General features: G+C 36.4%; 27 protein-coding genes. 6 read left to right on the top strand and 21 right to left on the bottom strand.

Annotated features, from left to right (window positions below; genetic code table 11):
- Positions 1-1,221, top strand: a 1,221-nt coding sequence (locus tag IIC38_00545) for a hypothetical protein (GenBank protein MCH8124449.1), incomplete at its 5' end; no start/stop codon positions are given.
- On the opposite strand, the gene IIC38_00540 is transcribed toward IIC38_00545, so the two are convergent.
- The 10 genes from IIC38_00540 to IIC38_00495 form a co-directional block, all read right to left on the bottom strand.
- Positions 1,162-2,304, bottom strand: coding sequence for a hypothetical protein (locus tag IIC38_00540; protein ID MCH8124448.1), 1,143 nt, complete (start codon positions 2,302-2,304; stop codon positions 1,162-1,164). The genes IIC38_00545 and IIC38_00540 overlap by 60 nt on opposite strands.
- A complete protein-coding gene (locus tag IIC38_00535; GenBank protein ID MCH8124447.1) occupies positions 2,297-2,539 on the bottom strand; it encodes a hypothetical protein in 243 nt (80 codons plus the stop codon). The genes IIC38_00540 and IIC38_00535 overlap by 8 nt, the downstream gene beginning before the upstream one ends.
- Before the next feature lie 332 nt (positions 2,540-2,871).
- Positions 2,872-4,338, bottom strand: a complete 1,467-nt coding sequence (locus IIC38_00530; protein MCH8124446.1) for a monovalent cation/H+ antiporter subunit D family protein — start codon at positions 4,336-4,338, stop codon at positions 2,872-2,874.
- Positions 4,339-4,363: 25 nt separating this feature from the next.
- The gene (locus tag IIC38_00525; protein MCH8124445.1) at positions 4,364-5,884 is read right to left on the bottom strand and encodes a monovalent cation/H+ antiporter subunit D family protein; all 1,521 of its coding nucleotides are present in this window, start codon (positions 5,882-5,884) and stop codon (positions 4,364-4,366) included.
- A complete protein-coding gene (locus IIC38_00520) occupies positions 5,884-6,270 on the bottom strand; it encodes a cation:proton antiporter subunit C (protein ID MCH8124444.1) in 387 nt (128 codons plus the stop codon). The genes IIC38_00525 and IIC38_00520 overlap by 1 nt, the downstream gene beginning before the upstream one ends.
- A complete protein-coding gene (locus tag IIC38_00515) occupies positions 6,270-7,028 on the bottom strand; it encodes a Na(+)/H(+) antiporter subunit B (protein MCH8124443.1) in 759 nt (252 codons plus the stop codon). The genes IIC38_00520 and IIC38_00515 overlap by 1 nt, the downstream gene beginning before the upstream one ends.
- On the bottom strand, positions 7,025-7,270 hold the full coding sequence (locus IIC38_00510; GenBank protein ID MCH8124442.1) for a DUF4040 domain-containing protein: 246 nt from the start codon (positions 7,268-7,270) through the stop codon (positions 7,025-7,027). Before IIC38_00510 ends, IIC38_00515 begins: the two co-directional genes overlap by 4 nt.
- A gap of 5 nt (positions 7,271-7,275) precedes the next feature.
- Positions 7,276-7,632: a monovalent cation/H(+) antiporter subunit G gene (locus IIC38_00505; GenBank protein MCH8124441.1), complete on the bottom strand. Its 357-nt coding sequence runs from the start codon at positions 7,630-7,632 to the stop codon at positions 7,276-7,278.
- Positions 7,629-7,937 (bottom strand): pH regulation protein F, encoded by a 309-nt coding sequence (locus IIC38_00500; GenBank protein MCH8124440.1) that lies wholly within the window; start codon positions 7,935-7,937, stop codon positions 7,629-7,631. The genes IIC38_00505 and IIC38_00500 overlap by 4 nt, the downstream gene beginning before the upstream one ends.
- A complete protein-coding gene (locus IIC38_00495; GenBank protein MCH8124439.1) occupies positions 7,937-8,425 on the bottom strand; it encodes a Na+/H+ antiporter subunit E in 489 nt (162 codons plus the stop codon). The genes IIC38_00500 and IIC38_00495 overlap by 1 nt, the downstream gene beginning before the upstream one ends.
- Positions 8,426-8,787: 362 nt before the next feature.
- Between IIC38_00495 and IIC38_00490 the strand changes: the two genes are divergently transcribed.
- The 3 genes from IIC38_00490 to IIC38_00480 are packed head-to-tail and all read left to right on the top strand — an operon-like array spanning position 8,788 to position 11,296.
- The gene (locus IIC38_00490; protein MCH8124438.1) at positions 8,788-9,246 is read left to right on the top strand and encodes an STAS domain-containing protein; all 459 of its coding nucleotides are present in this window, start codon (positions 8,788-8,790) and stop codon (positions 9,244-9,246) included.
- Positions 9,243-10,583, top strand: coding sequence for a hypothetical protein (locus IIC38_00485; protein MCH8124437.1), 1,341 nt, complete (start codon positions 9,243-9,245; stop codon positions 10,581-10,583). Before IIC38_00490 ends, IIC38_00485 begins: the two co-directional genes overlap by 4 nt.
- Positions 10,580-11,296: a hypothetical protein gene (locus IIC38_00480; GenBank protein ID MCH8124436.1), complete on the top strand. Its 717-nt coding sequence runs from the start codon at positions 10,580-10,582 to the stop codon at positions 11,294-11,296. The genes IIC38_00485 and IIC38_00480 overlap by 4 nt, the downstream gene beginning before the upstream one ends.
- Before the next feature lie 18 nt (positions 11,297-11,314).
- On the opposite strand, the gene cas6 is transcribed toward IIC38_00480, so the two are convergent.
- Both cas6 and rlmN read right to left on the bottom strand, forming a co-directional pair.
- The gene (cas6, locus tag IIC38_00475) at positions 11,315-12,316 is read right to left on the bottom strand and encodes a CRISPR system precrRNA processing endoribonuclease RAMP protein Cas6 (GenBank protein ID MCH8124435.1); all 1,002 of its coding nucleotides are present in this window, start codon (positions 12,314-12,316) and stop codon (positions 11,315-11,317) included.
- A 207-nt stretch (positions 12,317-12,523) separates the two neighbouring features.
- Positions 12,524-13,618, bottom strand: coding sequence for a 23S rRNA (adenine(2503)-C(2))-methyltransferase RlmN (gene rlmN, locus IIC38_00470; GenBank protein ID MCH8124434.1), 1,095 nt, complete (start codon positions 13,616-13,618; stop codon positions 12,524-12,526).
- A 223-nt stretch (positions 13,619-13,841) separates the two neighbouring features.
- Here rlmN and IIC38_00465 point away from each other — a divergent pair, with 223 nt between their 5' ends.
- Both IIC38_00465 and IIC38_00460 read left to right on the top strand, forming a co-directional pair.
- The gene (locus IIC38_00465) at positions 13,842-14,840 is read left to right on the top strand and encodes a MoxR family ATPase (GenBank protein MCH8124433.1); all 999 of its coding nucleotides are present in this window, start codon (positions 13,842-13,844) and stop codon (positions 14,838-14,840) included.
- 4 nt (positions 14,841-14,844) lie between these two features.
- Positions 14,845-15,753: a DUF58 domain-containing protein gene (locus tag IIC38_00460; GenBank protein ID MCH8124432.1), complete on the top strand. Its 909-nt coding sequence runs from the start codon at positions 14,845-14,847 to the stop codon at positions 15,751-15,753.
- Positions 15,754-15,768: 15 nt separating this feature from the next.
- On the opposite strand, the gene IIC38_00455 is transcribed toward IIC38_00460, so the two are convergent.
- The 9 genes from IIC38_00455 to IIC38_00415 form a co-directional block, all read right to left on the bottom strand.
- The gene (locus IIC38_00455; protein ID MCH8124431.1) at positions 15,769-16,509 is read right to left on the bottom strand and encodes a response regulator; all 741 of its coding nucleotides are present in this window, start codon (positions 16,507-16,509) and stop codon (positions 15,769-15,771) included.
- Positions 16,510-16,527: 18 nt separating this feature from the next.
- Positions 16,528-17,610, bottom strand: coding sequence for a polysaccharide deacetylase family protein (locus tag IIC38_00450; protein ID MCH8124430.1), 1,083 nt, complete (start codon positions 17,608-17,610; stop codon positions 16,528-16,530).
- 377 nt (positions 17,611-17,987) lie between these two features.
- Entirely contained in the window at positions 17,988-18,908 is a 921-nt protein-coding gene (locus IIC38_00445) for a hypothetical protein (protein MCH8124429.1), read from the bottom strand.
- Between the two features lie 118 nt (positions 18,909-19,026).
- Complete coding sequence (locus tag IIC38_00440) at positions 19,027-19,554, bottom strand: hypothetical protein (GenBank protein ID MCH8124428.1); 528 nt, start codon at positions 19,552-19,554, stop codon at positions 19,027-19,029.
- Between the two features lie 15 nt (positions 19,555-19,569).
- Positions 19,570-20,160 carry an RNA polymerase sigma factor gene (locus IIC38_00435; protein MCH8124427.1) on the bottom strand — a complete coding sequence of 197 codons (591 nt, stop codon included), beginning with the start codon at positions 20,158-20,160 and terminating at the stop codon, positions 19,570-19,572.
- Positions 20,161-20,534: 374 nt separating this feature from the next.
- The gene (locus IIC38_00430; GenBank protein MCH8124426.1) at positions 20,535-21,689 is read right to left on the bottom strand and encodes a glycosyltransferase family 4 protein; all 1,155 of its coding nucleotides are present in this window, start codon (positions 21,687-21,689) and stop codon (positions 20,535-20,537) included.
- Positions 21,690-21,874: 185 nt separating this feature from the next.
- The gene (locus tag IIC38_00425; GenBank protein ID MCH8124425.1) at positions 21,875-22,237 is read right to left on the bottom strand and encodes a response regulator; all 363 of its coding nucleotides are present in this window, start codon (positions 22,235-22,237) and stop codon (positions 21,875-21,877) included.
- Between the two features lie 234 nt (positions 22,238-22,471).
- On the bottom strand, positions 22,472-22,630 hold the full coding sequence (locus IIC38_00420; GenBank protein ID MCH8124424.1) for a hypothetical protein: 159 nt from the start codon (positions 22,628-22,630) through the stop codon (positions 22,472-22,474).
- A 25-nt stretch (positions 22,631-22,655) separates the two neighbouring features.
- Positions 22,656-23,078 carry a hypothetical protein gene (locus IIC38_00415; GenBank protein MCH8124423.1) on the bottom strand — a complete coding sequence of 141 codons (423 nt, stop codon included), beginning with the start codon at positions 23,076-23,078 and terminating at the stop codon, positions 22,656-22,658.
- Between the last annotated feature and the right edge of the window lies 1 nt (position 23,079).

Genomic DNA, 23,079 nt, shown 5'->3' with positions numbered 1-23,079 from the left:
GCTAGAGATTTTCCGCTTTGTCGTGATAAGCATGATGTATTGATTTTAGATGCTCCCGGCACGGTAGGGAAGATGAAACAATTGAAAAATTTTAAAGCTGGAGTTTTAGTTATAAATTATGAGGCGGCATGGCGTAAACCGATTGACGTTGCTATAAAAAAAATTGATTGGGATATTGTACTTTACGATGAAAGTCAAAGAATCAAGGGGCCGGGTTCAAAGGCTAGCGTATATTGTGCTGCGCTCAGAACGCGCATACCCCACAGGTACGAGCTAACAGGTACCGCGCTCCCTCATTCCCCCTTAGATATTTACGCGCAATTCAGGGCGATTGACATAGGTCCATTTGGTAAAAATTATTCTGATTTTAAATATGAATTTGAAGAAATGGAAATGTTGGAATTGCACAAACCAATAATCGGCAAGCACGGTAGGAACAAAGGTAAGATGATAAACAGGGTATCCGTACATAAGAATTTCAAAAATCTCAAAGAATTTGCTAGACGAATGGGCACCATAACTTACCATTGTAATTTATCAGATGTCGATAAAGAAATCCCGCCACTCTCCCATGAAGAAATTTGTTTCAACCTGCCGCCCAAAGTAATGAAAATTTATAATGAAATGAAAACTGAATTAGTAACATGGGTGAAATCAGGTGTGCAAATTACTGCCGCCAATATATTGGTTAAATCTTTGCGCCTTCAACAGATAATAGGCGGGCACTCTAAAGATGACAATGGCAAGGTGGTGAATTTCGATGATACTAAAGAGAACTTGCTTTATGATTTTTTGCAGGACATACCAATTCAAGAACCTGTTTGTGTTTATTGTTGGTTTACTCAAGACTTGCGTGCCATTGAACGTGTTGCCAAAAAGTTAGGCAGAATGTATGGAGAAATTTCTGGGCAACGTAAAGACCTAACAAAAGATGCTTGTATGCCGGATTGGGTATGTTTGATGGGAGTTCAAATACGAAGCGGCGGCGTGGCGATAGATTTATCACGTGCGGAGCATTACGGTGTGATGTATTCCACCGGACATTCACGGGGAGACTTTGATCAAGCCTGCGCACGGCAACGTAATCCATATAAAAAGAACAAGGTGACAATGTACCACATGATTGCACGCAATACTGTAGCGCGTACAACTTACACAGCTTTAAAAAAGAAAAAAGATTTGGCAGATGCAATTATTGGTTATTTGCACGAGGAAAAATAATGGAATTACATTATGTAGAAAATAAAAATATTGTTGGTTCGAGGGAAAATTATATTTGTGTAGCAATTTGTGTTTACAACCAATTCGGTACAGATAGAATAGATATCGAATGGAATAAAACAAAACAAGTCTCTTTTGCAAAATTAAAGCACCGACAGACATAAAGAGCAACGCCTTAAATAAAATATCGTTAAAGGCATGAGCGATTGCACCATTCATGGCCAATTCGGTGCCAATACCAATACCCACCACCATGAATCCCACCTGGTTAATCAAACTGTAAGCCAGCACGCGGCGCAAATCATTCTCGATTACCGCAAAGAAAATCGGGAAAGCCGCCATGGCTACGCCAATCCAGATTAACGGATCGGCGCCGGGAAAACCCCTGGCTAATGCATAAATTGCAGTTTTGGTAGTGAAGGCACTTAGGAAAATGGCTCCACCAATGGTTGCCGACGGGTAGGCATCGACCAGCCAGGTATGAAGTAAGGGCCAAGCACAATTGATACCAAATCCAATGAAGATCAGGTAAGTGGCAAGACTTCCCAGGCCAATTTCTTCAAAGGTAATGGAGCCGGTTTCATGAATATACATGATGATACCAGCCAGTAGAACCAGGCCTCCCATTATGTGAATCAGGACATAGCGGTAAGCAGCATCCATAGAAGCCTTTTTCTTATTTGCTAAAACCAGGAATACCGAAGACACGGTAAGCATTTCCCAAAACACAAAGAAGGTTATCAAGTCACCGGCAAAAACAACTCCCAAAGCGCTTCCGGCATATACAAAGCCTGAAACATATTCGACATTGTTTTTGAAGTTAAGAACATAAATAATAGCGATGAAAGAAATGACATGAAAGATAATCCCGAAAACCCGACTAAGTCTATCCACTTCTCCGAAAACCAATTGGAAATCCAAGAAGTTTACGGCCCAATGCGTTCCAAGCGGAATGTTGAGCAGGTTAACAAAGCCAATGACAGGAAGCGCTACTAAATAGGCAGAACGCAGCTTACCTTTTAGCAATGGAATGAATAAAGCACCCACAATAAAAATAATTGCCGGTACGACAGTACTACTCATAATAATTCTCTTCCCTTTTCACCAATGGCCGTAAAACATATTTCGCGATCAATACAAGAACAACACAAGCAATGAATCCGAATATTGCATAAAATCCAGGCCATTCTTCCCAGGCAAAATGATTGTGTTTGGGAAAAATAAAATCAAACAAAAACAGGAAGCCACAAACACCAAAAAAAATGATCAATAATTTTTTAACGTTTTTGGTGCTATCCCATATATGTTTTTTATCCATTTTAATTGAATCCTATAAAAACTTACAAAATAGTATTTCTTTTACAATTTAAAGCGTTTGAATCAAGATAATTGCCAGGTAAATAATGCCGATCGAAAAAATAATGTAAAAAGCTTTTCTGTATCCCGGCCATGGTTCGTGACTTAAAACTTTTATTTCCTCTTTTGCTTCTTCCATGCCTAACTCTTCTATTATGCACCCTTCGACTCCGCTCAGGGCGCTAGTTCGTCTATTTTACTTTTTTCATCTGAAGAAAACACAGCCACCCTGAGCGGAGTCGAAGGGTGGTAGCTCCATGATGGTTCATAGCTAATTCAGAATTCCTCATCAAATTATTGTACAGCCAATTTAGCCAAATTAAAAAACGGCTGCGGATAAAAAAAGAACACGATTGTGCAAAGCGCAGTCACTACCGGCGGAATCACACACCACTTAGGCGCTTCCTCAATTTTATCTTCAAATAAAGATTCTTCCGGAGTGCAAAAAAAAGCTTTGTAAACGATGGGTAGAAAATAAGCTGCATTCAGCAGGGAGCTAACCAGGTAGATTACCAGAATTGCAATTTTATCTGCTTCCAGGGCGCCCAGGACCATATACCATTTGCTAATCAAACCTCCTGCCGGCGGTAGGCCAATTACACTTAATGAACCAATAAAAAAAGCAAACATCGTAATTGGCATTCTTTTGCCAATTCCTACCATTTCGCTAATATACTTTTTCCCTGTTGCGACAAAGATGGCGCCGGCACAGAAAAATAACGTGATCTTGCCAAATGCGTGCATTGCAATGTGGGTCATACCGCCAATAACACCCAATTTTGAAGCAAGCCCAACGCCCATGACGATGTAAGATAATTGTCCGATAGTTGAGAATGCTAATCGGCGCTTTAAGCTATCTTGCGTGAGTGCAATTAAGGAGGATGTAATTACGGTAAATCCCGCAATAAAAACGACCACTGTGTTAAGATTTTCAGCGATTAACAAGTCGACGCCAAAAATTCCGGTAAGTACTCTAACGATACAAAAAACACCCACTTTCACAACTGCAACAGCATGTAATAAAGCGCTTACCGGTGTCGGGGCTACCATGGCGCCTGGCAACCAGGAATGAAAAGGCATGATACCTGCTTTAGCAAATCCAAACAAAAAAAGTAGTAACAGGATCCACAAAGGAAAAACAATTGTTTTCCCTACAAATACGCCTTCAGATGAAAAGGTCAAATCGCCGGTGATCGCATAGGTGATCAACATAGCCGGGAGAACAAAGCCAATGGATGTGCCAAGTAAATAGGTTAGATATTTTCTGCCACCCGATCTAGCCTCTTCATCCTGGTGGTGAGTAACCAACGGAAATGTAGATAGCGAAAGCATTTCATAAAATAGATACAACGTAAACAGATTGCTGGCAAAGGCAACACCCAGGGTTGCAGATAACGATAAGGCAAAAAATTTGAAATACCGTGTTTGTGCGTGTTCGTTGAGGCCGCGCATATAACCAATCGAGTAAACCGATGTAATAATCCAAAGTGAGGAAGCCACAAGAGCGAACAGCATGCCAAAAGCATCTACTTTAAATTGTATTGCCAGGCCGGGAAGCACCTTGAAAAGGGTCAACTCATAAGTGTTGCCATCAAGAATCCAGGGCAGCATAGAAACGACTAATAGAAATTTCGCACTTGCAGCCAATAGGGTCCAAAATTCACGTATATTGGGTTTGCGGCTGCTAAACGATATGGGAATGATGGCTATTGCAGAAACTAAGACAACAAGTAAAGGTGTGTATGAAACGATATTTTTCATATTCTACAAATCCCAGATCCAAGTCTCAAAGTATGCCTTCGGGTATAACAAAATCAATCAAATTGGTGACTATTTCGTTTGTGTATAAACCTAGTAATATTAATGATATACTAACGATCACCAAGGGCACGACCATACTCATTGGCGCTTCTTCCATCGTTATCTTTTCATCATGATGATCGTGATCTTCATTTCCAGTAAATTTTCGATAATAACCAATTTCAAATAATCTGAAAAACATAACCGCGTTGATTAAACTTGAAAAAACCAAAGCAGCACCAAAGCCCCAATGTCCGGCTTGAATCGCGCCGGAGATAAGATACCATTTGCTGAAAAACCCACATGTGGGCGGAATGCCAATCATGGCAAATGCTCCAATCACAAATGCGACCATGGTTACAGGCATCTTTCTAAAAATTCCTCTCATACTTTCGAAAGAGCGACTCTTTGTTCTATAAATGATACACCCCATTGCCATAAATAGACAGAGTGTCATCATAGCATCGCTAAAAATATGATAGATCGCCCCGGTAATACCCAATTTATTTGCAAGCCAAACACCGCCAACCATATACCCTATTTCTGCAACAACGATGTACGTCAGCATTTTCCTGAGATCTCTCTGGGATAAGGCAAAGAGGGAACCGGCAATAATAGCAATCACAGCCCACCACACAATCAGGTTTTGCCATTTAAGAACATTGAAAGTAAAGTCAGATGAAAATACGGTAAACATGATTCGAATCATCACATACACAGAAACTTTCGTCATTAAGGGACCTAAAAGACAGGCCGACGCAGTTGGTGCGTAAGCATATGCATTCGGCAGCCATCCATGCATCGGAAAAAATGCCATTTTAACCCACATGCCAACCATGACCAAAATAAAAGCAGTCAATACTGCTTTACTCGAATAAAGTGCAGGCAGCAGTTGACCAATGTCGAGCATATTTAACGAACCGGTTTTGAGGAGTAAATAGCCGACTCCCAATAAGTAAAAACTTGCTCCGATTGTGCCAAATATCAAATAATTAAATGTTGCCATGTAGGCCCTGCCGCCACCCATCGCTATCAAAGCGTAAGCGCTCAATGCAGCTATTTCTAATAAAACATAAAGATTAAAAACATCGCCTGTTATTGTCATTCCAACTAAACCGGTGACGGAAAGGGTATAGATAACATAAAACGGTACGATTTTTCCCGGTAATTCCTTTTTAACGACTTCCTTTGAATAAATAGCAGTTAATAACGAAACTACTGTAATCATTAAGAGAACCGGAGCGTTTAGATGATCGACGTTGTAGCTTATTCCAATAGGCGGGCTCCAACCCCCCAAATGATAGGATATTGCCCCTTCATTAAGGACTCGAACAAGGGTTATTAGTGCAGCTACAAAGGTACTGCTCATTGCCACGATGGTTAGAGGTAAAGCCAATCTTTCGTTGGTATAACTAACAATTGTGGTAATTAAAGCGAACAATAGTGGAATAACAACAATTAAAACCGGCGCATGCTCTACAACTGTTCTAGGAAAGATATCTAACATTATTTTATCTGTTCCAAAATCTCGTCTTCTTCAACCGTGCCATATTCTTTGTAAATTTTCTGAATTAAACCAAGAGCAACCCCCAGTGTGCTGACCCCAACGACAATTGCAGTAAGCATTAAGATTTGTGTCAATGGATTGGCATAATCTGCAGCATGAATGACATTTTCTACATGACCAGCTACTTCATGACCGTGTTCCAAAATTGGAATTGTTGATCCTTCTTTTGTACCAATTGAGATATAAAACAAGATCACGGCTGTTTGAAAAATAGACATTCCGATGATTTTTTTCACCAAATTGTTTTTGGCCATCATCGCCCAAAGACCGATCATCAGCAATATGACAAAAATAAAATAATTATATTTAGCGATGATTATGTCCATTATAATCCTCTGTCCAGCCTGCCATGAGAAGCTAAATCTACATAAATCGAGAACATAATAGCAACTACCGTTAGTGCAACCCCAATTTCTACTCCAAGCATACCATGGGATCTTGCCATGATTTCATCTGTAGCGGGTAGCACGATATGCCAAGCGCTATAATCGAGGAAATTGCCTCCAAGTATTATGCTAATCGCACCAATGCCTGCATAAACCAGAACACCACAAGCAGCAATAAAAATAGTTGTTTTTTCTGAAATCTTTTTGAGCGCTTTTTGAAGATCAAATGCAATTGCAAGAAGAATCAGACTTGCACCTAAAATTACGCCTCCTTGAAACCCTCCACCAGGGCTATGGTGGCCGTGGGCAACGACATAAAGAGCGAAGATTTGCATGAAAGGAATTAGAAACCTACATGCTGTTTGTACAATAATACTGCCAGATTGCCCTGATGTCTCATGCTCTCTTTTTATTATTTGATCTTCTTTTCTTTTGGATCTGCGCAGCATGGCGATAATCGCCAGCCCAGCAACGAAAATAACACAGGTTTCAAACATGGTATCAAAACCACGATAATCTGCCAGCACACTGGTAACGACGTTTGGAACGTTTGTATCTTTAAGGGAATTTTCCAGGTAATATTTGGAAACGTAAGAATTGACTGGGGACCCGGAATCGCCCCAAGCCGGGAAATCACTTTCCGCATAAATTAACACTGAACCGGTAATGATCATCACAAACAGGGCAAATATCTTCAATCCTTTGTTCTCCTTGTCGTATTAAAAGCCGTTGCGATGAAGAAAACCGTGCTGACACCGGCACCGACGGCCGCTTCGGTAAATGCAACATCCACCGCACCCATTCCAATCCATAGTAAGCACATAATAAAACTATAAGCGCCGAAAAGAATGGCCGCACTCATTAAATCTCTCACTTTCAAAGATGCTATCGCAATGATAACGACAAATGTCAAAAAAATAAAATCTAACTGCCAAATCATAATCGCTACCTTTTATTCATATTATTCATACTTTTTTTTGGTTTTGTCCAGTGTTTTACACCGGTTTTATCACCGGCATCCATAATTGCATGTGTTGCAGTTGGGCTTGCTATTAAGATAAATCCAGCAATGAGCAAGATTTTCAAACTAACCAATATGGAAGAAAATGTAATGTGTCCAATATCGTGTAAATTAAAAACAGCAAATCCAAGAAGTATTAATACAGTGGATAAAGTGTCTCCTTTGCCTGCAGCATGCATTCGAGTATAAAAATCAGGAAATCGAAGCACGCCAATTACCGTACCTAGGAAAAAAAACAATCCGGTACAAATAAGAATGATTGAAAGCGTATTTATAATCATGATTGCTCCGTCTCAATTGAAGATGGTTTTTCTTCAGGATGCATAGATGGATATCTCTGGAAATACCGGGATGCGGCAATCGAGACAATAAAATTCAACAATGCATATCCAAGGGCTATGTCCACAAACATATCTACCCGGTTGAAAATAGTACCAATAATGATAATTAAAACGGTTGTTTTAGTCCCAACTAAATTAACACCTACGATTCGATCAATGACTGTTGGGCCTAATATAGCTCGAATTAATGCACAACCCATCAATAAAGCCAATGTTACAGCAACTATATTAAAGAAAAATTCCATCAACTGAAGTCCTTAAATACGTTAGCGATGCGATTTTCCATATCACCGGGTGCTCCCGCAGCTATTTTTTCAGTTAAAGCATGAACTACGAATTCATCGCCTTCTATTCTAATCGTGATGGTTCCTGGTGTCAAAGTAATTGAATTGGCCAATACTACTTTGGCAAAATCATTTTTCAGAATGGTTTTAAATCTAATAACACATGGATCCAGAAGATTGATCATTCGGGGATGGAGCGCTAAGTATATCACACTCAGGTTGGCTTTTATGATTTGTAACAGCAACCAAAAACTATATGCGATAAATTTAGGTAAAATCAAAAAGTAAACTGATATTCCTTTTGCTTTTTTGCGAAGAAAAAGATCCTTTGTCCATTGGGCAATAATAAGACAACTAATAATACCCAGGGTTAAATGGAATAAATCAAATTTCCCAGAAAGTAAGACCCAAAATACCAATAATGTGAAAAAAGATAGTATTCGATACATCCTTGTTTCTCAGTTTTTACTGTCTGTAAAAAATAAAAAAAAATCTCAATTGCAATATATTTTTTTTTGAGCCCAAAACTTAGCTATAGGGTATAAACAGAAAGTTTGTTAAGATAAAAATCTGTAGGATTAATTGCAAACCTGAAAACGATAATAAAGATTCTTAATCTTTAAATTCAAGAATCATTTTATTCGGCTGTTCCCACAACTTATTTAACCTAATATTTCGACAATACTCGCCAGTTTTTTCACCATTTGTGAATATACAGAATATTGGCATTTGTGTCGATAAAATGATTATTACTTCAAAGAAATTTTAAGTAAAATAATTTTTTTTGAACCTATTTTGTTTGAGTACAATTATGATCGAACCATCGATCGACTATAGACATTCAGAAATTGAATTGGCGGTTGAAGATCTTGTATTTTGTCAACATCAGAATGATAAAGTCATTATCCAATTTCGCAATATTTCACATTTATGTAAGCAGCATGCAAAGAAAATTCATGAATATCTAAAATACCAGGTTCGTGGTGATAAGGATGTGGTTGTTGATCTTAATGGCATAATCAGTGTTGACGCCCAGGGATTGGCTGTTCTTATTTATTTTCATAAAAAAGTAACGGACCAAAATAGACACCTCACCTTGACCAATCCATCTTCTTCGATTCGTAAGCTTCTTTGGTTTACGGAAATAGACAGGTTAATACCCATAGAAAGTGAAAATGAGATTAATTTTGCTATTTCACCGGAAGTGAATTCAATTATAGATATTTATGATCCGGTTTCTCTTTTAACCCGCGAAAAGAAATACAGATGAAAGCAGGCGTTATTTTCCCCAGTCAATCCTTCGATGCACTCAATTTTTGGATTGTATTCACGATTTTTTTAGTTTGTTTTTTATGGATTCTTTACTCTCGTTGGGTTTTACATAAGAATAGAAAAAAGGAATCCGTTTGGATAGCCATCCTTTTCTTTATGATCTTGGGAATAGACTTGGAAAACCCGGTTAGTTTTGTCATTTTTACACCATTGGTTTTTTCCTCCCTTCTTGAGTTTTTGAGAAAAAATCAAAAGTCGGCAGGGACAGAAAGCGAGGAAGTAGAAGGGTTAGAATCATTAATCAAAGAAAATTCTCTACTGAAAAAAAGAGTATTGGATACACCAAAAACCTTTTTTTCACAAGCCAATTTTTTTTCAAATCTAATAACATTAAATGAAATCCAACTCATACAAAGTGTTGTAGAATCCACTGTAAACTTCCAATCAGCTAACCAGGCTTCATTATATAAATATGAAAAAACTTCAAACAAATTCCACCTAGCTGCAAGACACCATCATTCAACAGGCTTACAGTTAGAATCAAATTCAAGTATTGATGACCGGATTCTCTTTCTCATTAGTGAAGCAAAGAGAACCATAACCATCCAGGAAATATACCGCAATAATAAGCTTTACCAACTTTGGCAAAACTCATTCAGTAAAGCAATGCTCTATTCGCCAATTTACAATGAGGACGAGCTAATCGGCATATTAACAATCGATGATATTGAGTTCTTTCGCTTGCATCGTGATACAGTACGAGATATGCAGGTCATTGCAAAACTTACTGGCTTATTGTATAGAAACATTCTCGTCCACCAATCGTTGTTGACGAATAACAAAACCTCAAATTCCGAGGATAATACAAAATACCCAAACTTTCTAATAACAATAAATAACGAATTTAAACGGGCAAACCGTAACCAGCTTCCGCTTTCCATAATGCTAATAGCTATGGAAGCAAATAGCGAGGAACAAGCCCAACTATTACCTGAATCTTCCCTGCTTGAACAAATAAAATCAAGTTGCTTGGAAAATTTGCGGGATGTAGACTACTTATTCGATGGTGATAAAGCAGGTCAATTTTGGGTTATTCTTCCATTTACTAATTTTGATGGCTTATGTTATGTTATGGAAAGGATAAATGTGATTGTCAAAATGGATTTGGCTGATCAAACATTATTTACCTGCCACTTTGGCTTCAGTTCTTCCCACCCGGGACTTCAACAACCACGCCAAATGGTACAGGCATGCCAGGATTCGTTACAACTTCATAAAACAGTATCCGAATTAGTTCATCGTAAAAAAATAAAGGCAGCCGATGTCGGCGTATGAAAATCTCACCTTCAGAACTAGCAGTTAACAAAGATCCCGCAAATATTTCTATTCAAATAATAAATGAGTTAGACAGCTATGTCCCCAATTGGTATTATGAATTAGAACCAACGATTAATAAACTGCATGATCACGATCCGACGCTGCGTTATGAAGCAATTCACAAACTTAAAGCTACTAAGACCAGGTCGTTTGTAAAACAGCTACAGCCTTTCAAATTTGATTCAGCCGCTATTGTCAGAAACGCAGCTCAAAACAAGCTCAGGCCGATAGAATCCTATTACCGGGCTAAATTTTTTTATTTTGAAAATAAAATGAAAAAGTTTCCAAACTATGCCGGTTATAGACTTGGTTTTGCGATTATCTGCTTACGGTATTGTCAAATGTGGGTGCAAGATACAAAATTACAAGATTATTTTTTGCGTGACGCATTGAGGCAGTTAAATCGATTAATCCGAACTGTTGAACCCAAGAAATGCTATTTTTATTATCGGGGACAGGTTCTAAAAACTATGCATCAAACGACATTGGCAATTGCGGACTTCAAAATAGTATTGGAAAAAGATCCCAAACATTGGGGAGCTATTTTAAAACTGATTGATTTATATATAAATAATAAACAACCTCACAAATCTTTTAACCTACTCCAAACACACCAGGACTCCATACCCGAGGCATTAAAAGAATATCTTTTACGTTTGAATACGAATTAAAGGATTTATGAGAATCTGTTATTCAGCAGGAATTGAAGTAATTTCGTGCGGCTCTACAACAATTCTGCCAAAACCGAAACTTGTATTTTTACCTAAGTGTAACAGCTCTGCTAATCTTACTATCCCCCAAAATTCAGTAATATTTCCTCTATAAACTATATTTCCTAAAGAACCGGTTTTCCTTACATCAACTCGTTGCGTAAACGATGACTTTTTGTCTTCCTGATAAAACTTTTCGCTAATTGTCCTTACTACACCGCTTTTATATAGAATTTCAGGGAATTCCATGAAATCCTCGTAGCCGCAATATCTATAGGCCAGGTTTGCAACACGAGTTAGTACATTTCGAAGTACTCCTCTAAAATGTAAATGCCAATCTTCTGTCCCCAGTCTCTTCATTCGTAAAGGAGTAACCAAGTTAACCTGAATTTCTTTAATCTCTTTGTATTCGCTTCGATATTTTTCGTACAATTCTCCCAATGAAAACGTCGCGTCGTCTGATGTCGGAGAATCCGGATTCCAAATATAATTACCTGAAACATAATTTTCAAAAAGATCAAACGGTACTACATTCTTGATAAAGAATCTACCACCGCTAAAGCCTATCCCATCTTTGCCAAGGGCGTGAAGCGCTGCTATAAAATAAGAAAAATAACTGATTGCTTCACCAATTAAAATCAAATCCAGGGTAAATTCTTCATCCCTACTAAAGTAAGTTTTTTGGGTGAGGGATGGTTCAAAAATAAATGGTTTGGGTGGCGTTTGGAATCTTTTATTTTTTGGATCTAGAGGTAGATTTGCGCTTTCAAAAACAACAAAATAGGGGCAATCTTGCCCTAGTTGACAGTCATCACAAGGCCCATTATTTGCTTTGCAAGTTATTTGTTTGAATAATGGAATAAAGTCTCTACGGAGAGAATTATTTGTCCCGCGATCCATTTTTACTTCATCTTCCGCTTGCATAAAAAAGCGGTATTTTACAATTTTTATATCTTTAAATTTATCTTTCAGTGTATCCATAAATGAGCTTTAATTTTGCTCTATCCTCTATTTTAGCCCCTTGTAAATCCCTTAGATAAGAAATTAATCATGGGATTGAAAAAATAGAAAATTGATTTTATTTAATCAAGTTTATTACAAGTTGTATTATATTGTATAGAAAAAAATCTCACAGATCAATAAAAAAAGCAGAAAAAACAAAAATTCCATTTTTTATTAATTGGTTTCCTAACCATCAAATTTTTCAATATAGAGTTGACCGCAAGCTGCAAATATGTCTCTCCCTTTACTTCTACGTACTGTAACCGGAACCGGAAAGGAAGCTAACGCTGAAATAAAATGTTGAATTTTATCTTCTGATGATGGAGAATATCCAAGTTCTGTAGCGTTATAAGGAATTAGATTAATTTTGCATGGGATATTGCTTAGTAGTTTTCTTAACCTTAATGCATCATCCATTGAATCGTTTACATTTTCTAAAAGTACATATTCAAAAGTTACCCTACTTTTCGATCGATCCGTATAATATTTCACTGCTTTGAGTAATTCATCGAGTGAGTATTTCTTGGTGAGCGGCATCAATTTACGGCGCATATTTTCAGTGGTTGCATTTAATGATATAGCCAGCTTAAAACGATGTTCTTCATTGGCAAAACGCAAGATAGCTGGAATTATGCCACTGGTAGATATGGTTATTTTTCTTTTACTGATTGCAATTCCTTCAGGATCGGAAATTAAATACGCAGCTTGAATGACTGAATCATAATTTAAGAAAGGCTCACCCATGCCCATCATAACAATATTTGTGGCTTCCTGCCCCATATTTCGCTCTGCCATTAAGACTTGATCTACTATCTCACCCGCTGACAAATTTCGTATAAATCCCATCAACCCAGTTGCACAAAACCCACACTTTAAAGCGCAACCGACCTGTGAAGATAAACAAATGGTTTTGCGGTCATCCACTTCCATAAAAACAGTTTCTACTTGTTTACCATCCATTAATTCAAATAAATATTTAGTAGTTGGTTCATAGCTGGATGACAGCTTTTGCGATAATTTTAAAAGACTAATCTCAGCACTCGGTTCTAACGATTCACGGACTGATTTCTTCAAAGTCGTCATCGCTGAAAAACTGGAAACATTTTTTCTATACATCCAATGAAAGAGCTGTTTAGCACGGTATGGCTGCATCCCCAAACTCTGGACATACTCTTGTAATTGCTCTAAGGAAAGTCCTTTTAAATAAGTTTTTGTTGAATATCCTGAAATACTCATTTTTTTAGTAGCGGTAATATCGGAACTAGAATCAAAACTTCTCATTTACTATGTACTTGAATTCATTATAAAAATATTTTAATATAAAACTTTAATGTACAGTTTTGTGATTGGCGTCGCAAGGAAAAGTAATTGATATTATTTAGGATATATCATAAGTTAAGTTAAAATAAATCAAATCTGTAAATAACTGTTTGCAGACTTGATAATTTGTTATCTCAACGGTAAATATAATTAACTTTAGGATTCTACATTTGGAGGAATTCCAATGGCAAAGGCGCTAAAAAAAATAAACGATGTGGATTTAGTTGATCAGTTGCGGGAAACTTATGAAGTTTTATTGAAAGAAATTGGTAAAGTAATCATTGGCCAGCATGACATAATCCACCAAATGATCATTACATTACTTTCAAAGGGGCATTGCTTAATAATCGGAGTTCCTGGTCTGGCAAAAACATTATTGATTAGTACTCTTTCAAAAACATTAAAGCTCGAATTCAACCGAATTCAATTCACACCTGATTTAATGCCGGCCGATATTACCGGAACAGAAATCTTAGAAGAGGATCTAAGTACAGGTAGGAAAACACCTCGTTATGTTAAAGGACCGGTTTTCACTAACATTATTTTGGCAGATGAAATTAACAGGACCCCTCCAAAGACACAGGCTGCTTTATTGCAAGCAATGCAAGAACATGAAGTGACAGCAGCAGGTGTAACGTATAAATTAAGTGAACCATTCTTTGTGCTAGCCACCCAAAACCCGATTGAGCAAGAAGGTACTTATCCACTTCCGGAAGCACAATTAGATCGTTTTATGCTTAATTTATGGATTGATTACCCGGATGAAGATGATGAAGTTCAAATTGTAAAATATACAACATCAGCCTATATTTCAGATCCAAAAGTAGTTATGCATGCAGAAGACATCATTCTTTACCAGAATTTGGTTCGACGTGTGCCTGTTGCAAGTAACGTAATTAATTACGCAGTTAAATTGGCTCGAATGACACGTCCTACTAGTAATAATGCTCCAAAATTCATTCGAGATTGGATTAACTGGGGAGCTGGTCCACGTGCATCTCAATTTTTAATTCTCGGCGCAAAAACCAAATGTATTTTGGAAGGCCGCCCCACACCTGAGATAGACGATGTGCGGTCAATGGCAATTCCAGTCCTGCGTCATAGACTGGTTACAAACTTTAATGCTGAAGCGGAAGGCGTAGATACTGTAAGTATTATTAATAAGCTACTGGAAAAAGTTTAAGTTTATGCAATCAAAATCTGCCAATATCTATCAACGTTATTTAAGACCGGATGTAGTGTCCAGATTGGGCAGGCTGGATCTGATTGCACGAATGGTAGTTGAGGGATTTATTATTGGCTTGCACCGTAGTCCCTACCATGGATTTAGTGTTGAATTTGCCGAGCACCGCCAATACATGCCTGGTGACGACATAAAGCACCTCGATTGGAAGGTTTATGGAAAAACGGAGAGATATTATATAAAGCAGTTTGAAGAGGAAACAAACCTAAAGTGTCACATCTTACTAGACACTTCAGCATCGATGGGGTATACGTCGGGGAAAATTACAAAACTACAATATGGCATCTATCTTTCAGCCGCATTATCTTATTTAATGCTAAATCAACAAGACGCAGTTGGATTGGTTATATTTGATCAAAAAATTAGACAATACTTCCCACCCAAAGCCGTAAATTCTTATTTAAAACAGCTATTAATTGCACTCCATAACTGCAAAAGCTCCAGTAAGACGAATATCAGTTCAGCATTTCATGAAATGGCTGATCGTATTAAAAGGCGAGGTCTTATCATTGTAATTTCTGATCTTTTTGATGATAGATCGGCAATATTATCAGGGCTAAAGCATTTTCGTCACAACAACCATGAGGTGATTGTCTTCCATATTTTAGACCCGGAAGAAAGAAGATTCGATTTTCATGGGGAAGTTATTTTTGAAGATATGGAAACAGGTCAACAAATTTTAACCCAGCCCGCACATATTAGGAAAGAATATCGGAAAAAGGTTGCAAAATTCATAAAACAGTTCCGAAAAGAATGCAGAGAAAACCGTATTCATTATATTCTTATGGATACAACGGAACCTTTCGACAAGGCTTTATTTGAATACCTGGTTAAAAGAAAAAAAGTAGGTTGAATTGTCTAATTATAATTAATTATGGCTAAATGAAAAGGTGCGTTCCTGTTCATCCATCCTTTTACTACATTCCAATAAAATTTCAATCGTGGATTTTTTAATATTTGTAGTTTTAGGTTCCTCCCCTATTTCGAATTCAAATTTACCGGTTTTCCAACTAAACATGCGGTAGATAGCTTCTTCACCCTCTAGATCATCCAATTTAGCCTGGACAATTTTTCCTTCATATAAATAGATTGAACCTCTTTGATATAAATTAGACAACCATAGTCTTCCTGATTTGCTATTGTTGTGCAACCATTGAATAAGTTCAAGAAGGAGAAATTCACCTAACTCCCCATTAAATACACTCAATCGTGATATTCCTTTGTTGGCAAATACTTGAAATCTCGAAACCAAGGCTTCAACACGGACCATAAACTCACGGGCGGATATGGGCTTGATCAGTATTCCATCAACACCCGACCGATAGCTGTTTAGTTCTATCTCTTTGTTATTTGAATTCGATAAAATAATGAACGGAATATGATTCAATTTATAGCGATTGCGAACAGCCCAGCACAGTTCCAAGCCGGACAATTTTGGTAAATTCAACTCTGCAACAATAGCCAGAGGGTTTATATTTTGAATTAACTCTAACGCCTCTTCCCCATCATCACTTATTGAAATATCATAACCTGCCCGTTGAAGAGGGTCGTATATTTTTTTTATGCTGGTTTCGTCACTACTTGCTATTAATATCTTTTTACTTTCCATATCAAAATCACTTTGTCATTAAATAGACGTTAATTTAGATACTGTTATCAGTTGATAACCACGATCTTTTAATCCGGTAATAATATCCGTTAACTTTTTTTGAGGATAATCATCTTTTCGTTCACTTCCCATATGCATTAAAATAATGGAACCATTAGCGCCGTGCTTTTGTGTATCGGCAAAGTTTAAAATCTTCGAACGGATTTGGTCTGCTGAATTATAATTTGGATTGGATGTATCGGCAATCCAATCCTTGGTATCCATACTATTGCCAATACCATCACCTTGTGTCCAACTTACGTGTTTGTAGCCAAGCTCTGCAGCCCACTCCCTGATTTCCCGGTTCTGCTCTCCAAAAGGCGCTCGCCAAAAAGGTACAAGATCCATCCCCGTAAGACTGCTAAAAGCAACTTCTGTTTTTATTAACTCTTCTTGAAAGGATTCTTTAGTAATTTCAGGTCTTGTGATATGTTTTTTATTTTCTCCATAAGTTGTGAGGTGTGGATGACTCATTGTATGGTTGCCGACTTCATGACCCTCTGATGTTATTCTTAAAACGGTTTCCGGATAATCATTAATAAATTCTCCAGTTAGAAAAAATGTAGTCTTTACATTATATTCTTTTAATGCATTCAGGATTTCTTCACTCATATTGTTAAGCGATCCCCCATCAAATGTTAACGCAATTTGGGGACTCTGTTTATTTCCTCTACTCAATGTCTGCGTTAGATATTTTAGTGATGGTGTATTATAACGAAAATCCATTGTTTCTAAAGCTACACGTTGCCCGTCCATAGACATCATTTGTATCGAAAAAACTTTGTGCCTCCGGGTCAATTTTACTTGTTCGAAAAAAAATTTCCCGTCTTCCGGTTTAACAACTTGGATTAATTCATCTCCTGAAAGAAGCATAACAACCGAATTTTCCTCAGCCTCTCCTATAATATTTATTGTCTTATAATATATCATTCCTTTGGTTTCAACCGGTTCAGTAATTTTCAATTTATGGTACTGATCTAAAAATCCATCGACTATTGAATTTGAATTTCCCAATGTCAATTTTATAGATTTGATTTCATCACTTAGTTGCCGGTTAATCAAAATAAGCCAACCTACTAAAATTGTGAGAATTGCGACACCAATCCACGGACTATGTAATATTTTTATACGCTGAAAAGATTGAATGATTGGCGAGGTAGCTTTAGTAAATAGAAAATTTTGCCAGCAATTTAAACTACAGAAAATATGATGTGACTTCGTTATCTGGCATTCTGTGCAAATGGATCTATAGCATGAATAACATTTTCTAAATGTCAGTGTTTCAGGATGTTTATAACAAAATTGCTGATCTTTTTGCATAGTACTACAAAAATAAATGAATAGTTACATGAAGAAGTAGCTAAATCGGATGGAAAAAGTCAAGTTAAATCAGGAAATAGTGTAGAATAAAGCTTAGTAAGAAAAACCTGAAATTATAATTAAGGATCAATTCTTTCTAAAGAATCTGCTATTTGTTGGATTTCAATGCGAGAAAAATTCCCAATCAGCAAGAAAGAATGACGATTAACCTTCTTAATTATCATCTGTTGAAAGCTATAATTCTGTCCCTTCCGATTTTTGGGCTGGTTTAACAGCCTTTCAAAAGACTTGGGGGGGGGGCCTTTAATCTCAAAAATGGAAAGATTTAATAGGCCATCTGTGTAGTGAAAATGAATAATATTTCTACCGGTTTCTTGTTTAAAAACAATGGAAATTAGCTCGAATCCATCCGGCAGGTATTCAGGTAAAAATGGAGTAACTTCTGTTTTGTTAATCAACTCGGATACAGTCTTGTATCGACTACCCGGTCTTTTCCCTGTCCTTCTATGGTATTCGTTTTTTGCGCCAACTTTTGCAATTATACTATCCGGTAAGGTAACACCATACTCTATTTTCTTAAACTCATGTCGCATAGTTAATAATTCATTTTGATCGGAATAATAAACAATTTCGCGTTTCAAAATAAAATAATTGGATTCATCAAACCACAATCGAATTCCAAATCGCGGTAAATGAACCGGCTTTACATTCAACCGGACGGTCTTTTTCCCCGCAATGGATTCTCCGGAATATTTTTCAACTAAATAATTCTTTGAAAATAAATTCAAGTATTTACGCTTTGGGAATAAATCAAATTCACGATTATTCCTTTGGAATGCATGTCTACGCATTCTCTTTTTCTCTGAAAATTTTCTTTGTGTATCTTTGCTTCTTTTTTTTGCACCTGATAATTTGGGTTCAAGATAATAAATAGAGGGTGGCAGTGCCCAGACAGTAAAAAGCATTATTCGTGGTTTTTCTCTCTTATATTCAATCTCTAGAAGACCATTATAAACAATCTCAGACCTTGATTGTTTCATTTTCCCCAATATTTCTACCACTTCACTCTTACTCAAAGTTTGAGTAAATCCCTGAGTGGAAAATTGACCAACGAGGAGAATTAAAAATACTAGCGCTAGGAGTATTTGAAGATACTTCCTATTCATTTGAATTTGTGCTCTCATAATATGCCCAATCATATTCTACTTCTTTGACGACATATACTGGGTTGGCAGCAGAAACTTCGTTAAATGACTCCATATAGTATTCGATTGAATCTGAAGTTAAAATTTCGACCGGTTGATCGTTTCGAAAACCAATTTGCCATATTGCAAAAGAAATTGTAGCAACAGTCAAACCTGCAAAAACTACCCGACTCGCAAATGATTGAAAAAAAGATCGACTAACTTGGGTTTCTGGTTCCGGTTTTAAAGTCATGGCTGGTTGCTTAAGCTGTGGTTCCAGTTTCTGGTATATACCGGCAAGATAATTTGCTGTTACTTTCTTTGGAAGCGTTAGATTTTGCATGGACTTAAGCAAGTCATCTGCTTTAAAGTATTGATTTAACTTTTCCTGGCAAACGTCACAATGATTAAGATGGTAGATCTGCTCTTCTGAAAGAATCTTCGAAAATTCGTTCAAATTAACTGTTTTACTTAATTTATTTTGAACATTTTTACACAGCATAATAATTACTCCAGGTTATTTAATCTCCTTCGAAAGATATTTGCGCATTTTTTCTTTTGCATAATAGAGTCGTGATTTCACTGTCCCAACCGAGCATCTCATTATTTCGCTAATTTCATGTTCTTTAAAACCTTGCATTTCGTGCAAAATAAGGACGTCACGATGTGAATTAGTTAATTTGGCCAACGCATTCCAAACCATTTGTCGCGTTTGGAAATCTGTAGATGATGCTTCTTCACCTGTCAATTGATCTACTAAAAATCCATTATTATCTTGGCCAATCTGTTGAAATAATGAAAAAAATTTAATCTTTTTCTTTCTATTCAAAACATTTATACACTGGTTCACTAATATTCGAAAAAACCACGGTTTGAATTTCTGCATCGAGTCAAATGATCCCGCTTTTAAATAGACTTTTACAAAAGCATCTTGTGTTATATCTCGTGCATCCTCCCAATTGTGTAAATAATGATAAGCCAGGCGTAATGCATCCTCCTGATATCTTGTAACCAATGTGTCGTATGATGATTGATCTCCATTTTGTATAGTGACCATTATTTGTTCATCGGTCAATATTGTGCCAATCTTAGATGTTTTTGTTTCCAACTCGGCTTTCCCATGGTAATACTACGAACTCAAATAAATTTGATTTATCCTATAGAATATATATTTATGTCTATGTATTCAATCACTTTTCTTTTTTTATCTTTACTTTGTTTATTATCTGTTTTCTTACAGGTTTCACTAGATCTTCTCTGTAATTCTTGCGTAAACCAGGATATCCTTATGCTCTTGCTTTGAATAGTTTACAATCTCTTAGTAAGAATGGTTCAAAATATTAGCTAAAAACGAATTCCTGGGAAGAATTAAAAATCAACAGTGGAATGGCGAAATAAAGAATATTGTACTAACTCAGAAAAGTATTTTATAGAAGGATTTGTTGCGCTAAAGGGCAGGTTACCCAAAGGATATATTTAGGTTTATTCTCCCACGGTTCTATAAATTTCTTCCAAAATATTAATGTTAGTTGTTAAATTGTACCTGGAATAAATTAATTGTTTTGCCCTAATTCCAAACTGTTTTCTAATTTCCGGATGGTAGTATAAAGTTTGAATTGCCGAAACAAGTGAAAGTGAATCACCCGGCTCCACTAAAATCCCAGACACAAAATCTTTGATGATTTCTTTAATAATACCCTCATTAAATGCAATTATCGGCAATTCCAAAGCCATTGCTTGCAACACCCAACTTGGTATGCAGCCGTTATGGGGATCTTTTACAAGACTACTGGGAATAACCAAAACACTGGAAATATTCATCCATTCTAGCATCTCTTTTTCTGACAATTCGTCATGAAAAGTCACCATATGTTCCAGGCTCTTATCGTATACAAGGTATTTAAAACGATCAAAGGTTAAACCATCTCCTATGAACTCACATTGAAAAATAATATTTCGTTCTGCAAGTACATTAAAAGCATCCAACAATGCATTAAATCCTTCAATTGGCTCATTTGAACAAAACACAATTATCCTAAATTGATCGTCTTTTTTGGCTTCTTCCGGTGTATTACCATTTAAAATAATACTCTGATAATGTGGCCATATTGGAATTTCTAATTTACCATAAGAATTCATAAGAAGTTGTTTACTGGATTTCGTTCTTGTTAGGAGACCTTTAGCTTCAGATATTGCACACATAATTTTGCCGTTTTTCTTAACCAAAATTTCGGATTCCAAAGTAATCAAATATGGCTTTTTTGTTAAACGGGAAATTAACCAGGCAGTTTGAATGGCAAAATAAGAACCTTGTACATGAATTACAACTTTAGGATATTTACATATTTTTCTCGCTATCCAAGCAATTCTCAGAAACTTAGATAAAAATTTAATCATAAATGGTAGATTTTTATAATTGTCCTTTGCCAAAACAAAGAAACAGGTAATAATAACATGTAATTTCGTAATCAATAGAAAAATAAATGACCAGATAGAAGAAAAAGTGGTTTTCCAGTTCGGGCAAAACACGGAACCATTCAATTCCTGAAGATGATTTTCATTAAATATATTATCGTTACGGTTTATACAAAATATGGATAACGGAATTTTTCTGCTACTTAATTCTTTAATTTCCAACGCTAAATTCGAATCTATATCTTTACTGGATTGATCGAATAAAAAAACAATGCGATTTTGATTGTTTGAGTTAAGCATTATATTACACTCTATATTTAGAATTAAAATAAACCTAACTTTTTTTGCTAACCGAATAAAAAGCTAAGATTTTTACAGTTTATTAATTGAAAGCAACTTATTGATAATTAACGTTGGGGAGATAATTCCAAAGTCAGTATTTTTCGTATCTGATCCGGTTTTATTGGTTTCTGAAGAATTTCATTTGCCCCATTTTTCATTGCACGAATTGCCGATCTTATGGAATGATTTTCTGTTAAGACAATGATCGGTATATTTTTTTGTTTTTCTCTCATATACGAAATGACTTCGCCGGATATTGAACCCGGCATATTAAGCTCTGTCACTATGGCATCAAATAATTTTTCATTCATAGCCTTCTTAACTTGGTATTCATTTGTACACACAGTAACAAAATAACCCCATAATTCGAAAACACTACGCATCACTTTCAAGCTATTCAAATCATAATCCACAAGAAGAAGATTCATATTCATCACTCTATCAGTTAATAGTTCGAATCATTTGGTTACCTGGGAGGCATATGTCGAGTATTGGTTCAGGTACTATATAATTTGGGAAAAATATACGGATTTCAAAGCCTTAAGCGAGGCTTTTAAGAAAAGTCAAGGCTTTTGGAGGACTTGGAAATAAAACCTAGCCAAAGGATAATAAAAATCAGGACCAATGATAAATTCAGGATTTTAGCTAATAAACGTTTTCATCTAAAATAGGGTATAGATGAATGGCGCTAAAGCACTTCCTTCAGTTAAAACAATTAATGAAGCTAACAAAAGTAAGAAAAATAAAATAGGAGCAAGCCAATATTTTTTTCGAACTCGAAGAAATTGCCAGAATTCGCGTATAATTTCTGCTTTTGCCATTTTTTTTATCCCTGAAAATTAATAATTAATATTGCTTTTCGGTTGAATCAGGATCATAAGGTTTGCGATCCCGTTTTATCCAATAACTGGATTTTTGTTTTTCAATTTTTTGATCTAGCGGATCTTTACCTAAAAGCCGAATGGCAATTCCTGCAGGCGTAAAAACAAGGATGAAGAGTAAACTCAAAATGAGTCGAGTCATGAAAAATCCAAGGACAACTGCAAAACTCATCCAAGAAATATAAAGCGGCTTTAAGGCTATTGGATAAACTATACCCAAAAAGAGTATAGACCCACTAATATATGCAAAATAAATTGCTGAAGGTTTGTCTTTCCAGAATAAGAGTAAAGCCAAGAGTCCAAGGAAAACACCAATTACATAACCGAATTTCTTTAACTCTTTTTTATCTGAAATACTTCGAACTACTTTTATTTCTTCTTTTAACATT

The sequence above is a fragment of the candidate division KSB1 bacterium genome (assembly GCA_022566355.1).
Taxonomy (GTDB): domain Bacteria; phylum Zhuqueibacterota; class JdFR-76; order JdFR-76; family DREG01; genus JADFJB01.
Note: the sequence above shows the minus strand (reverse complement) of the source record. Positions and strands in the feature narration are given on the sequence as shown.